Below are 14666 nucleotides of genomic sequence, written 5' to 3'. Positions count from 1 at the left end.
AGTTACGAGTTACTTTCTTTTTGTTGAGAGGTCAGGATAATGCTTCTCAATATCTTACTCAGTTCGTTGCACTCACTGTGGATGCTGTTAAAGGCATCCGGTTTTATGAAATCTGAATCTTTGAGTAGCCGTAGCCAATAACTTGTTTCTCTGGCTTCTTTTAAGGCTATACTTAGCTTATGTCTGAAATCAGCTTTACTTTGGCCTCCAAGAGCTTCTTCTACATTAGTTCCAATAGATGTACCGCTTCTTAATACCTGCTTTGCCAGCACAAATTCCCTTTGCTCCTGGGTCAGGTGCTTGTATAACCTGATGATGCGCAAAGCAAAACTATAAGATTTAGCAGCTATTAAACTTTCAGCCATATCGTAGCTTTCTAACTCAAGACTCAGAACTCATAACTCAGAACTGGCGCATTTAGCGCCAAAGCGTTAAATGCGCCTTGCTGTATTTATCACATTCACACCATTAAAGCGGGTGTGGGCTGAGCCGTGGGAAACAGCGCTTACCTGGCTTGGCTGACCTTTGCCGTCGAAGAAAGAGCCGAAAAGGCGGTAATCACTTTCGTCGCAGGAGCCAGCGCAGGAGTTCCAGAATTCCTGGGTATTGCTTTGGTAGGCCACATCTTCGAGCATACCTACAATTTTACCTTTGCTGATTTCGTAGAACACGGTGCCGCCAAACTGGAAGTTGTAGCGCTGCTGGTCGATGGAGTAGGAGCCGCGGCCTGCAATGTAGATACCTTTGTCTACTCCGCTGATAAGCTGATCGACATTCATTTTCTGCTTACCAGGAGCCAGCGATACGTTTGGCATGCGCTGGAACTGTACAGAGCTCCAGTTGTCGGCATAGCAGCAGCCATGCGATTCCTGTTCGCCGATAATATGTGCCTGGTCGCGGATAGCCTGGTAGTTCACCAGTACGCCATCTTTTATCAGGTCCCATTGCTTGGTTTTTACGCCTTCGTCGTCCCAGCCCACTAATCCCAGAGAGCCTTTTTGCGTTTTGTCCGCGAAGATGGTTACTTTATCAGAACCGTATTTAAAATTTTTGGATTTCCATTTATCGAGTGTGGCAAAAGAAGTTCCGGCATAGTTCGCCTCATAGCCTAAGACACGGTCCAGTTCCAGTGGGTGCCCCACCGATTCATGAATGGTAAGTCCCAGGTGGTTTGGGTCGAGTACCACATCGTATTTGCCTGCCTGAACCGATTTGGCAGTTAACTTTTGTTTGGCTTGTTTGGCTGCCAGAGCGGCATCTTCCAGCATGTCGTATGCGTACCGATAGCCTTGCAGGCCTGTGCCTTCCGGGCCTTTTATCTTTTCAGAAGCCTTCGGAATCAAGTACTCATAACCCATACCCATAGGTGCGCTTAAGGCTTCACGGGTTCTGAACTTACCGGAGGCACTGTCTACGGCTGTAACGGTAAAGTTTGGCCAGATGCGGTGAATATCCTGATCTATGTAAGAGCCTTCGGTAGAGGCAAAGTATTTTTGCTCGTTTACCTGGAAAAGGGCGGAGTTTACATAGGTAGCGCCGTTTTCCAATGCCTTGGCGTTTGCAGCTAAAAGCAGGTCAGCCTTCTCGCTTACAGGTACTTCAAAAGCATTTTTCTCCATAGGTGTACGCCAGCTTACTTCGCCGTAGTTTTTCACCGGAACCAGCTGTACCGGCTCTTTCTGAACTTTGGCGTTTGCTTTGGCTATAGCTACAGCCTGTTCCGCTGCTTTGGCAATGCCTTTATCCGATACATCGGAGGTGGCAGCGAAACCCCAGGTACCGTTGGCCAGCACACGCACTCCTACCCCGTAAGACTCGGCATTTACAATGTTCTGCACCTGCTTTTCGCGGGTAAATACATATTGCTGTAAGTAGCGGCCAATGCGCACATCGGCATAAGAGGCACCCTTCGATTTAGCAGTATTTAAGGCTACATCGGCAAGGCGTTTTTTCAGGGCGGTGTCTACCGGCTCGAGCATCTGCTCTATGGTTGTGTTCTCGCCGAACACAGGAACAGAGGCCATCATAAGCCCTCCGAATCCCAAAGCCGATAATTCGAGAAAATTACGTCTTTTCAAAGTATAGTAAGGTTAGTTTAGGTTGATATGGTTTACTTAAGGATATTAAGTTTAAACATTTTCCTCCTCCTTTCAAAGAAGGATGCTTCTAAAAATGCCAAAAAAGGTATATTTCTAGATAAATGGGAGGAAAAGACCTATTAAAATAAGGGGGTGGCTGTTAAAAATACCTGCGTAATAGAGGACATGGTTAGTTGTGTGTAATGGCTGGTGCACTACTATACTAAATAAAGAATGAGAAACGGCTGGTGAGTGAATGAATTTTATACAGGGTAAAAACAGAAAGCGCCGCTGCAGGGCAACGGCGCTCTTTGTTGTACTTAACGTAAGAATTGTTTACTTGGAAGTTGCTTTCGCAAACTGCTCGTTGGCAGTTTGCCAGTTCACTACTTTCCAGAAGGCCGAAATATAGTCGGCACGCTTGTTCTGGTACTTCAGGTAGTAAGCATGCTCCCACACATCCAATCCCAGTACAGGTGTACCTTTTACATCTGCAAACGACATCAGCGGGTTGTCCTGGTTCGGTGTAGAGGCTACAGTTAGTTTTCCTGATTTGTCTGCTACCAGCCAGGCCCAGCCGGAGCCGAAGCGGGTTGTTGCAGCTTCATCGAATTTCTTTTTAAAAGCATCGAAGCTGCCGAAGTCTTTGTTTATCGCCTGAGCCAGTTTGCCTGTAGGGTTTCCTCCGCCTTTAGGAGAAAGCCACTTCCAGAATAAACTGTGGTTGTAATAGCCTCCGCCATTATTGCGTATAGCAGTATCGTTTGCAGATATACTGCGCATAATATCCTCTATAGATTTGTTGGCATACTTTGACGAATCCTTAAGCGCCTTATTTAAATTATCCAGGTAAGACTGATGGTGCTTGTCGTGGTGGAGCTGCATGGTTTGCTTATCGATATGCGGCTCCAGTGCATCATAAGCGTAAGGCAGCGAAGGCAGCGTAAAGGCAGTAGCAGACTGCTTTTCGTCAGCAGGTACTTCAGGAGAAGTTAAAGTCGCTTTAGCATGAGTATCGAGCATAGAAAAAGGAGCAGCTGCGCTGGCAACACCAAGTAAAGCCGCTCTTTTCAGAAATTGTCTTTTATCCATAGTATATAGTTGGTTTTAATATTGCTTGGATGATATAAGATGCGTGTTGTAAAATAGTAGCAAAGGCAATTCAAAAAGTTAGATTACAAAATCTTTCCTATTCCTGCAAAACAAGTGCCTGAACTTTACGAGATATCCTGCCTGCTTCAGTGGCCGGTTCTGCCACACAACATCTATTTAACGCTATGTAGGACGAACTGTTGTCAGTGGTTGCTTAAAAAATAGGGCAATGCAATAGTGGAAAGTTTTTAGGGGAATGAGATAAAAAAAGCGGCACTGCTATGGCAATGCCGCTCCTTTCAGCTTTCTGTAAATTGCTGCTTTGATAAAAAACAGCAGCAATAAATAATAAAGGGATTTATACTCCCATTACTACACCATTCAGGCCTTCTTCTGCCAGAAGCTCGTTAAATGCCTCTGCTTCCTGCTTGTTATCGAAGTTGCCAGCCTTAATGCGGTGTACCCGGCGGCCCTTCACACTTTCCTCAACAAGCTCCACTTTTAAGTGCCTATCGAATGCCTTTAATTTTTGCTTTAACTCCAGGGCGTATTCCGGTTTGGCAAAAGACCCTGTTTTTATAATGTAATTGTCGCTTTTCTCAGTAGCTGACGAGGCATCTGCCATGTCGTAAGGCCATTCAATAACCTCTACTTTTACATCGCTTAAGCCATTGTTTCGGAAATCAAGCTTTTTAGCTGCCGCTTCCGAAACATCTATGATGCGGCTACCTCTAAACGGGCCTCTGTCGTTTATGCGTAATACAACAGATTTGTTATTAGTAAGGTTGGTTACTTTTACTTTAGTACCGAAAGGAAGGCCGTTATGGGCGGCTGTCATGTCGTTTTTGTTGTAGCGTTCGCCGCTACTGGTTGGTCTTCCGTGGTACTGGCTGCCATACCAGGAGGCAGTTCCTTCTTGTGTTTGACTATCGTCTTGTGAGAAAGCTGATGGGCTGAAGCCAAAAAATAGAAAAATGATTACTAGGTAAATTAAGCACTTTCTATCATGATTCATATCAGTTTATAGTTGGTGAACTTGCAAAGATAAACAAAAAAATTAAAATGCGACCTTTTAGCGCGTATATGGCAAAAGTGCATAGGGGGATACATTGAAAAGTATAAAATTGCTATAAGGGCTATAATGGCAAAATCTTTGTTTTAAGCTAATATAGGTAATTTTTAATATATTGTTTAACTTGGAAAAAGACAATAAAAAATTTTGTAAATTGCTTTTTGTCAGGCAATTATATAAATGGCTCTATATAGTGCGGAAACAGCGGCTATGAAAGATATTCGGAGCTATATTGTCTTTTAAAAATGTATGGCGTATACTGTACGCAAAGCATCAAGTTATGGATTTCGGAAAGCTATCTGATATAAGCCGCGTTAATTTTGCGCTGCCGCCTAACCACCCTGATACATTGCCACTGCTGGAGGCAAACAGATTTGATAAACTCGCATCGCCTGAAGTTTATATTGGTACCCCGGTGTGGGTAAACAAGCCTTGGGTCGGGCATTATTATCCTGCCACTATGCGGGAAAAAGATTCCTTGCTCTGGTATGGAAAGCAGTTTAATACGATAGAATTGAACAGTACCCATTACCATATACCCGGCCAGGCTACTATTGAGCGCTGGCGGCAGTCGGTGCCGCAGGGCTTTACTTTTTGCCCTAAGTTTCCGCAACTCATCAGCCACGAAGCAGAGCTGAGCCGCTCTTTGGATATGACGGCTACTTTCTGCGAAGCAATTGCCGGTTTAGAAGAAAAACTGGGGCATTCTTTTCTGCAACTGCCTCCGTCTTTTGGGCCAAGGCAGCTAAAAGATCTGGAAACGTTCATTCAATATGTGCCGGAGAGTGTGCCCCTTTGTGTAGAGCTAAGACACCCGGATTGGTTTGCAGATCATGTTGCCTCCCTGGAGTTGTTTGAAGTGTTGGAGAAGTTTAGAGTAGGAACTGTTCTATCGGATGTGTCTGGCAGGCGGGATGTGTTGCACATGCGCCTTACCACACCGGTTGCCATGATTCGGTTTGTCGGTAACGCGCTGCATTCAACCGACTATAGCCGCATAGATGATTGGGTAGTGCGACTAAAGCAGTGGTTTGATGCTGGTTTGCAGAAACTATACTTCTTTGTGCATGAACCGGATAACATTACCTCGCCGGATCTTGCTGCCTACCTGATAGAAAAATTAAATGCCACCTGTGGGTTTCACCTTAAAATGCCTAAAAAGTTCCTGCAGGCAAAGCAGGGGGAGCTTTTCTAAAGAATAAGAAAACTATTCAGTATAAAACTGAAGCGGGCGCTACTCCTACAGGAGTAGCGCCCGCTTCAGTTTGTTTCAGAAGACTACAGCTTGAAATTGTCGTCTTTTAAACCTTTATTTACCTCAATATTCTGTACTTCAAATTTAACGGCTTGTGGTCCTACAGTTGCCTCTATTGTGTGAGGGAATTTTACACCGTTCACCTCTTTATAGTTTTTGTAAGATTTTGTTTGTGTCATAACGCCTTGGGGAGTAGGCATGCTGGTAACAGTTTTCAAGCGTAAACCAGAAGCCTTATCGAAGTAGTGCAGCATTTTCTGTTCTGTCGTTATGGCTACCTCTACTACATAAGCATCCTGGCCATCTACTTTCTCCATTCCTGTTAATTTAGGCTGAAGGTTCATCTGGCTGTAAAGTACAAATGGGAATACATCGGCTTCCAGCTTTTGCGGAATTACTTCTTCCTTTGTAAGCTCTTTGTTAACTCCCTGCATAGGTACCTCTACTTTTCCTTTGTCGCCGTTAATGGTGATGCGCATCATAGGCGTGTTGTTCATGCTTTGCTCCTGCTTGAACTTATCATGCGCTTTTTGTTGCTGCACCATCTGTATCTGCATGCCCTGTACGCTTGCGCTGCTGGTAATAGAGATATCCTGTACTTTGTCGATGTTGGCCTTGCCTCCAAGCGCTTTAATATAGTTAGCCAGCACCTGTTCCGCCGTTATATCGGTTGGGGCACCCATAGCAGCACGGTCCACTTTGTCGCCGGTAGGGCTATAGTAGGCAATAGCGTTGTCATCTTTATCGAATGACTTTAATTTGTCTGCTATTTCGGCGGCGTTTCCTACTGCTACAATATATAGCTGTTCCGGATTCACATATTTCTGTGCCACACGCTGCACATCTGCCGTGGTTACAGCAGCAACCTTTTTCAGGTAGTTGGCATAATAATCGGCCGGCAGGCCATAACGGGCCGTGTTAATAGCATAAAACGCTACAGTAGAAGGGTTTTCTAAACCACGAGCAAAGTTGCCGGTCATATAAGCTTTGGCGTTGTTTAACTCGGCATCGGTTACTTTTTCGTTTCTGATTTTAGAAAGCTCTTTTAGAAATTCTATGGCGGCGCTATCGGTTACAGCGTTGCGCACATTGCCGTAGGCATTAAACTGGCCCATTAGTTTATCTGAAGAGATAGACGAGTAGGCACCGTAAGTATAGCCGTGGGTTTCACGCAGGTTTTTAAACAAGCGAGCATCCATGCCTCCGCCCAGGATAATGTTCATCAGCTGAGCAGGAATTGCATCTTCAGCACCGGGCTTAAGGGCAGTAGGGCTTGTAAAAGACAATACGCTTTGTACTGAGCTGGGGCGGTCTACAATAACTACCTGTGTTTTAGCCGGCGGTTGCGGCATGTTGTATTCTGTTTTGTTTACATCTGCTTTTTTCCAGTCTTTAAATGTGTTGGTAAGCAGCTTTTTCATTTCTTTTGGCGTTACATCACCTACTACAGCCAGATAGCCAATATTTGGCCTGAAATACGTGTTATAGTAGTTCTGTACATCGTTCAAAGTAATGTTCTCTACTGTCTTCTCAGTCATTACTTCACCGTAGGCATGGTCTTTTCCGAAGAGCACCAGGTTTCTTGTTTTTCTGGCAATGGCATCCGGATTGTCTTTTTCCTGTGCCAAGCCGGAAAGCATTTGAGTTTTAATCTTATCCAGTTCTTCCTGAGTAAAATTAGGATGCAGCAGCGCATCTTTGGTCAGGTCGAGTAAGGTAGGCAAGTGCTTTTTCAGAGAAGATGCACTAAAGCCTGTAGAAGAGAAAGAAAGGTTCGCCCCAATAAAATCTACCTGCTCATCAAACTGATCTTTGCTGCGGGTTTTAGTGCCGGTGCGCATCATAGAACCGGCTGCTTCTACATAACCGGCTTTGTCGCCTTCTAAAAGAGGGTCACGGTCCAGCACCAGGGTCATCGATACTACAGGCTGCTTATGGTTTTCTACCACATATACTTTTAAGCCGTTTTTAAGCGTAAAGCTTTCGTACTTGCCCAATTCTATTTTGGGAGCAGGTCCGGGAGGTGGTGGTGTTTGCTTTGTTTGCGCCTGCGACACATATACAAATGAGAGCGACAGGAACAGGATACTGAATATTTTTTTCATGATATGTCTTAAATTTTAACCTGACAAAAGACCATTTGACAAAAACAAAAGACGTTCCGGTAGTGTAGTATCTTCTTTTCTTTGTCTTTTGTCATAAAGTCCTTCGTCTAATGAAATGTTATTTAGGTTGTGCTGACTTAGGCAGGTAATGCAGCACCACGCGGTTTTCTTTTGTCAGGTACTGGTTAGCCACGCGCTTAATGTCTTCTTTGCTTACTTTCATGTAGCGCTCAATCTCGGTGTTGATGAGGTTGGCATCGCCATAGTATACATGATAATCGGCCAGGTTTTCGGCGCGTCCGGCTACCGTACTGTTTTGCTGCACAAACTGGCTCTCGATCTGGTTGCGCAGCTTCTGGAATTCCTTGTCGTCGAGCTGCTCAGTTTTTACACGTTCAATTTCGGCATTCATGGCACTTTCCAGGTCGTCTACTTTTACTCCCATGTTGGCTATGGCCAGTGTCAGGAACAGCCCCGGATCCTCGGTTGGAAAAGGAATAGACTGGGCAACAACGGCTTTCTGCTGCTTATCTACAAGTGCTTTTGGCAAACGGGCACTTTCGCCCCCGGATAGCAGGGTAGTCAGCATAGATAAGGCGTAATAATCAGGAGTACCCTGTGCAGGAATATGATATGCCTGGATAACGGCTGGCAACTGTATGTTATCATACACTACCTTGCGGCGTTCTTCTGTCTGCTTAGGCTCCACAATGTTAGGGCGCGGAATCTCTTTGGTGCCTTTCGGTATAGCTGCAAAATACTGTTCGATCAGCTTCTTGGTATCTTCTATTTTAATGTCTCCGGCAATGGAAAGTGTTGCATTGTTTGGCACATAAAAAGTTTTATAGAAGTCGCGGAATTCCTCTATTTTGGCATTGTTCAGGTCTTCAAAAGAGCCGATCGGCATAAAACGGTAAGGGTGCTTGGTATAAGCCAGGTCGAACACATTTTCGCCCAAAGTGCCATATGGCTGGTTATCGATACGTTCGCGTTTTTCCTCCTGTACTACCTTACGCTGGGTTTCTACTCCCACCTCGTCTATTTTAGCGTGTTTCATACGTTCGGCTTCCATCCAGAGGCCCAGGGCCAGCTGGTTAGAAGGAAGTAGTTCGAAGTAATAAGTGCGGTCGAAAGAAGTATTGGCATTCAGGGTACCACCGGCATTCTGCACCATCGACATATACTGGCCACGATCGATGTTTTCAGTGCCTTCAAACATCAGATGCTCAAAGAAATGTGCAAAGCCAGTGCGCCCTGCCTGTTCGTTTTTAGAGCCTACATGGTAAAGCACCGATACGGCCACATTCGGGGTGGAATTGTCCTGGTGCAGGATTACGTGCAATCCGTTCGGGAGTGTGTACTCGGTAAATTCAATCTTATTGCTTTTGGTTTGAGCTAAGGCCGAAAAACCTGTAGCACACCACAAAAGGCAAATAAAAAGCTTCCGTTTCATGATTTTTAGGTATTAAAATGTAGTTGCTTCGCCAACAACAGCAGGCTTGGCTTCTGTAAAATTAAAATTTAACAGGCAGTAAATGCAATTTATAACAGCAGGCATACGTCATTATCTACCAATGCACCCTGCTGTTAGATGAACCTGAAGATTATCTAGATAAAGTTTGAGCTGAAATCAATACATCCTGGGCAGTTCAATGCCTTTTATTTTACGGTAAAGGCTGAGCGCCGCCTGATCTGTAAGGCTGCTTACAAAGTCGGTGATGTGAATGATGCGCTCATAATCTGAAGCAGTATCGGGCAATTTAAGATAATGAGAGGGTATAAGATCTGCAATTTTGCGGTGGTGTTTGGAGGCTGGTCTGAAAACAGCTTTCATGCAGGCATCCAGTAAACCTCCCAATACCTCAAACCCGGCGGCTTCAATTTCCAGTACAGGCCTGTTCCTGTAAATAAGGCTTATCGAGAGGTCTTTTATCTGATCCAGCACAGGCTTGCAGGAAAGTTCGTTTATCAGGGGTTTATCGTAAGTTCCTGCCAGTATTTCAGGTTCATGGGCCAGAAATACTTCGGTTGTTTCATTAATCAGCTTACCAATGATAAGAGCCCTTAAATAACCCAGTTCCTCTTTCCAGTCGAAGAAGGTAAGGCTGGATTTACGGTCAGGTGCATGATTCAGGATCTGGCGGAGCAAGTGCAGGCCTCGTTCCTGAGGTATAAGTCCCAACTTAAGGCCATCTTCAAAATCAATGATGCGGTAACAGATGTCGTCGGCTGCTTCTACCAGAAAGGCCAGCGGATGGCGGTGATAAAACACTTCGCCGGTTTCTCCTTTTTTCAGTAGCCCAAGTTCGATGGCTATTGTGTTAAACCACTCTTTTTCGGTCTGAAAGAAGCCATACTTCTTTTCGCTGGTGTTGCTGGTGTTCGGGATTACCGGCGAAGACTCTTTAGGGTACTTTGTAAAGGTAGCAAGTGTGGTGTAGGTCAGGCTGAGGCCTCCTGCTACATTGCAATGTGCCGGGTAGGTATGAGTTAGTATTCTGAAACCCGCAGCGTTACCCTCGAAGCTAAAAAGATCGGCTTTCTGAGGTTTGGTAAGGTGCTCGAGAAAAGGCCGGGCTTCTTCGCTCTGGAAGTAAGCAGAAATAGCATCTTCGCCTGAATGCCCGAAGGGCGGGTTTCCGATATCATGTGCCAGGCAGGCAGCGGCTACTATATCTCCGAAGTCTGCTTCCTGTATATTCTTTTCCTGGCTTAGCTCCGGGTAACGCTCCAGTATGCTTTTGCCTACAATACGCCCTAATGAGCGCCCTACCACCGAGGTCTCTAAGCTATGGGTAAGGCGTGAGTGAACAAAATCGCTTTCGGGCATTGGCATAACCTGTGTTTTGTTCTGAAGCCTTCTGAAAGCAGATGAGAAAACAATCCGGTCGTAGTCGCGCTGAAATTCTCCTCTTACCGACTCGTTTGTTTCATACTTTTTTTCACTGGCTTCATAGCGCTTCTTGGAGATAAGTCTTTCCCAGGCTGTAATGTGTGGCATGTATGTAGGCTGTTGTAATGTTAGGTCAGGCAATGATGCATTAAAGCTAATGGAATACCTGACGAATTACCAGCTTAAGCTTTAGAATATTGGCAGATACAGCAATAAAAGTCTGGTAGCTATAAACAGTAATTTTATCAGTAGAAATTGGTTTTAATATGGTTGTTGTATTGTAAGGTGTTGATATTGAGAAAAAAGCATTATGAAAAGGAACTTAATGCCGTTTCAGGTGGTCATGGGTGTCACAGACTTTTACGGCCATAGCCTTGTGGTTGTCAGTGCCAGAAGTAGGTGATCTGTTCTAAGCTAAGCAAGCAAACTTATAAGCATTTGGAAGAGGCATGCACTACCATGGTGGTAAAGCCGTTGCAAATGCAAAAAGGCCTTCCTGATATCATTCAGGAAGGCCTTCATTTTATACAGCCAGAAACTAGCTTTGGAGTGTTCAGATAAATGCCTTCTTAAAGTTTAACTACTTTCGTTTCTCCTCTACGGTTACCGGCACTCCATTTAAGGATATACATGCCTGCCGCCAGGTCATCGATATCAACTGTTACAGGGTCGCCTGCATCTCCGAAAGTAACAATAAAGTCTTTATGTAACCTGCCTGTATAGTCATACAACTGGATATTCATGGTAGTGCTTTCCCACACAATATACCGTAGCTGCAGCATATTGGTGCTGGTGTTAGGATTATAAGGATTTGGATAAACAGCTAAAGTGCCTAAAACAGATGAATTGATTACCCTGACTCTGTAGGAATACATCGGATCGCCGTTGCTATACCGGATCTGGAGGCGATAATAGCTTATTTCAGGTAAAGGTTCATCGTCAGTAAAGGTATAATTCAGTGCGCCTGTTGCGTTTACAGTGCCTATACCTTCCCAATCTGTACCATTTTCACTTCGTTGCACCTCAAAAGAAGTAATGTTGTTTACAGTCTGAAGCGTCCAGGTGACGGAGGTAGTGCCTCCGAAAGCTCCTCCGGACGGATTAAAGGCAGCATTAAAAGCTAAAACCTCACTGGCAACAGAGCAGTCTCCGTCTGTTCTCAAAGCAAAAGGCCTGATAGACTGGCCATCTTCCCGCACGCATCTGCTGGCTGCAGTGGCTCTGGTTGGGTTGAGGCTGTAGCTGATAATAAGATTTGCGCCTTCAATATCGTTGGCACTTAGGTCTCTGTACTGGACACTGTTTGCTACTGCATAATGCATTACAGCATTACGCTCCAGGATGACATGCCCCAGTTGGTGCGCGTGCCCTAGTTCGTGCAGCACCACTGTTTCAAAATCGTACTGGTTTCCAGTTGGAGCACCGGGGCCATACTGCCAGTTAATGCCGGAGTTAATTTCCATATCGAACTCGCTCACGCTCCACTGGATATTGTTGGTAGTTCCGCATCCCTGGTAGCGGCTTATCGTACGGGCAAGGGTGCTTGTGCCAACTTCGGAGGCTGGTGCAAAGCGGATAATACTTAAACCATCGTCAGTAGCCTGATCAAGCGTTGTTCCTGCGTCCAACCGCCAGTTTACTTTGGTGCTGCATATCCAGCTGTTCATTGCTCTTCGAAAGCCTTCTTGTGGCACAGAGGTTCTTCTCATGCTGGGAGCAAAAGATACAGTATAGCCACTGCTTTGGTTCATGCCCACTAGTATAGGTTGTGCACTTCTCCCGTTATATTCAATGTTGATGTAGGAGTATGGAACAGTAAGCGGTGTAGTACTGGTTGTCGTGGTGCCATCAGCGGCAACTACCCTTATCTGACCGGTGCCGGCAGTGCCTCCTTCGTCCTCGGTGGTGGATGGTACCCGAACTTCTATTTTTGTGTTGGACCAGGATACATAGTCGTTTTCCAGTGGTCTTACAAAAGTACGCCCTCCATCGTCTGCATTTCTGAATTGTACGCTACCGTTTCCGCGCTGGGCTCCAAAGCCGGAACCATTTATAGTTAACACAGTACCTGTGCCCGCACTTGCTGTTGTTGGGGAAAAACTGGTGATTGCAGGCGCTGCAAGTGCTTCCTGTTGTTCTGTTTGTGCAGCGGAAGTAATAGTGCGTAGCTGAACATTCTCCGTTATTACTTTGTAAGTAGTGCCTGTTTTGGCTGTAATGGCGTTATATACTTCGTTTACCGAATCAAATGTATTGAAAGGATCTTTGGCAGCTCCATTTCTTAGGTTATATTCTATAAACCCCTGCTGATCAGCAACAGCCTTTGCTGCAATTTGGTGGTTGCTGATTTTATGCTTTTGTTGCTCTGTTAGAAAAAACACTCCTTGCTGTTTCTCCTTTAACTTAAGTGCGTTAGAGAAAACGTGCATTTTCAAATCTACTGTTCCGCCTTCGGTTACCAGCTCCACATATTCTTCCCGCACAGTGCCTTTAAATACTTTATATACCTTTATAGTATGGGAGGTATAAATATTCCTGTGCTGATCGTCCCAGAAAGATTTTTTAGAGATTACTTCCCCTTCAACAATTATTTGAGCCTGCCTTGTTTTCTCTTCTAAGGACACAGGAACCATATGAGCTATATCGTTACTGAAAGATCTAACCGATAGCAGGAGGAGTAGCAGAAATAGTGCACCAGTTGTTAGTTGCCTGTGGAGAGCAGGTGCATTATAAAAGTTGGTCATAAAAATGGAGCAATTTAAAGCGTAAGTTATGTCTGGTAAAGTAAGAAAAAGTTTACGGTAATATTCTTACGAAAAAGTCCATCTAAAAGTATATACTGCTGCCGCTAACCCTCTAAAAAGCGAAAGGCTGTGGTGCAGGTGCCACAGCCTTTCGCTTTTCAGGAGAACCTGTATCAGTCGTTAATCATGAGCTGCTGGTTCTGCCCGTCTTTTTTCGAATTTTTGCGTCCCGAAGCAATGGGAGCTTTTACTTATTTGGTGCAACTACCAGCAGTTCTACAGGCCGTTTCACCTTACGCAACGTTAAACCCATCTCTTTTTCCATAAACGTTAGAAGCGACTCCGGTTTATGCTCATCATAATAAAGATTATAGTTGTAGTTGCCGGTTAGGCTGGTTGCATCCAGCACTGGGAATCCGAAAACATCCTGCAGGTTTTTAGCCAGTGTTGCCATGCCTGTGTTTCTTCCTATCAGTATCCCTTTGTCGAAGCTTTGCTGGCTGTATTTTTCTTCTGGTCCTGCTGCTTGCAGACGTTTGCTTGCAGCTGAAGTGGTTACCAGTTCATATACTTCCATTTCCCTTTGCTCCAGCCGAACATTCAATTCCCAAATATCCTGTAGCATGCCCTGTAGTTGGTCGCGCCAGGCCCAAGCAGGGGTATCTTTACCAGGATTGGTAGCTACTACATCGAAATTCTCTTCTGGTAAGGTGGCAGTAACATCTACTTGTTTCTGGGTAGCATCGAACGCAATTTTGAGTATATCCAGGGCTTTTGCGCCTGTTGTTTTATAATGGGTCGTTGAAACCATGTTAGCCATGCCTTTACTGGCCGATGGGCGGAGGCTCAGTTCGTAGAGTGGTTGGGCCGCCTTAATGGCCGTGGCGGTAGGGGGTGTATAAACAGTAAGGGGTGTGGGTTCTTGCAATAGCTGTCCGGCCAGCGCCTTGTTCAGCATCTCTTCCGACAGCTCTTTGCTTTCAGGATAACCTAATACGGTGCCGTTTGAACCTATTACAACGGTAAACGGAATAGACTGTACTTCGTACGCATCATGCATTGCCTTATCGCCGTCTATGCCTACCCAGCCGTTTATACGTTTTTTCTTCAGGAATTCTTTTGCTTTTGCATCTGTCTCGTCTGTAATAGAAATAAACTGAATGCTTTTGCCCTTATACTTAGCCGATAGCTCGTTTAAGTGCGGCATGGCTGCAATGCAGGGGGCACACCAGGTGGCCCAGAACTCCAGAACTACTACCTGGCCCTGGAGCGATTTTATGTTTTGTTCCAGATTACCCGTTGCTTGCAATACGGTCGTTAATTTCAGAGGCGGGGCAGCTTCACCTGGTTTGGGAGCAGCTGCTTGGGCTATTGTAAACTGTAGAGCGAGCAGCAAAAATATGAAGGCTGAAAGAATCTTTTGCATA

The 14666-nt window shown here is 45.1% G+C and carries 10 protein-coding genes; 1 reads left to right on the top strand and 9 read right to left on the bottom strand.

Annotated elements, in window-relative coordinates; all coding sequences use genetic code 11:
• Positions 1 to 2: 2 nt before the first annotated feature.
• The 4 genes from C1N53_RS16790 to C1N53_RS16775 all read right to left on the bottom strand — a co-directional run bounded on the left by C1N53_RS16790 (position 3) and on the right by C1N53_RS16775 (position 4185).
• A complete protein-coding gene (locus C1N53_RS16790) occupies positions 3 to 365 on the bottom strand; it encodes a four helix bundle protein (protein WP_137760410.1) in 363 nt (120 codons plus the stop codon).
• A gap of 66 nt (positions 366 to 431) precedes the next feature.
• Positions 432 to 2078: a TldD/PmbA family protein gene (locus tag C1N53_RS16785; protein WP_137760409.1), complete on the bottom strand. Its 1647-nt coding sequence runs from the start codon at positions 2076 to 2078 to the stop codon at positions 432 to 434.
• A 336-nt stretch (positions 2079 to 2414) separates the two neighbouring features.
• Positions 2415 to 3170, bottom strand: a complete 756-nt coding sequence (locus tag C1N53_RS16780) for a superoxide dismutase (RefSeq protein ID WP_137760408.1) — start codon at positions 3168 to 3170, stop codon at positions 2415 to 2417.
• 358 nt (positions 3171 to 3528) lie between these two features.
• The gene (locus C1N53_RS16775; protein WP_137760407.1) at positions 3529 to 4185 is read right to left on the bottom strand and encodes a septal ring lytic transglycosylase RlpA family protein; all 657 of its coding nucleotides are present in this window, start codon (positions 4183 to 4185) and stop codon (positions 3529 to 3531) included.
• A 337-nt stretch (positions 4186 to 4522) separates the two neighbouring features.
• On the opposite strand from C1N53_RS16775, the gene C1N53_RS16770 reads away from it, so the two are divergent.
• Positions 4523 to 5437, top strand: a complete 915-nt coding sequence (locus C1N53_RS16770; protein ID WP_137760406.1) for a DUF72 domain-containing protein — start codon at positions 4523 to 4525, stop codon at positions 5435 to 5437.
• An 83-nt stretch (positions 5438 to 5520) separates the two neighbouring features.
• Here the strand turns inward: C1N53_RS16770 and C1N53_RS16765 are convergent, their stop codons facing one another.
• The 5 genes from C1N53_RS16765 to C1N53_RS16745 all read right to left on the bottom strand — a co-directional run bounded on the left by C1N53_RS16765 (position 5521) and on the right by C1N53_RS16745 (position 14665).
• Positions 5521 to 7602, bottom strand: coding sequence for an insulinase family protein (locus C1N53_RS16765; RefSeq protein ID WP_137760405.1), 2082 nt, complete (start codon positions 7600 to 7602; stop codon positions 5521 to 5523).
• 118 nt (positions 7603 to 7720) lie between these two features.
• Positions 7721 to 9055 carry a pitrilysin family protein gene (locus tag C1N53_RS16760; protein WP_137760404.1) on the bottom strand — a complete coding sequence of 445 codons (1335 nt, stop codon included), beginning with the start codon at positions 9053 to 9055 and terminating at the stop codon, positions 7721 to 7723.
• A 177-nt stretch (positions 9056 to 9232) separates the two neighbouring features.
• Positions 9233 to 10603 carry a dGTP triphosphohydrolase gene (gene dgt / locus C1N53_RS16755; protein ID WP_137760403.1) on the bottom strand — a complete coding sequence of 457 codons (1371 nt, stop codon included), beginning with the start codon at positions 10601 to 10603 and terminating at the stop codon, positions 9233 to 9235.
• Between the two features lie 461 nt (positions 10604 to 11064).
• Positions 11065 to 13239, bottom strand: coding sequence for an IPT/TIG domain-containing protein (locus C1N53_RS16750; RefSeq protein WP_137760402.1), 2175 nt, complete (start codon positions 13237 to 13239; stop codon positions 11065 to 11067).
• Between the two features lie 247 nt (positions 13240 to 13486).
• Positions 13487 to 14665, bottom strand: a complete 1179-nt coding sequence (locus C1N53_RS16745) for a TIGR03435 family protein (protein ID WP_137760401.1) — start codon at positions 14663 to 14665, stop codon at positions 13487 to 13489.
• Position 14666 lies beyond the last annotated feature (1 nt).

The sequence above is a fragment of the Pontibacter sp. SGAir0037 genome (assembly GCF_005491705.1).
GTDB lineage: Bacteria > Bacteroidota > Bacteroidia > Cytophagales > Hymenobacteraceae > Pontibacter.
The sequence above is the reverse complement of the archived record's forward strand: the minus strand, read 5'-3'. Positions and strand labels throughout refer to the sequence as shown.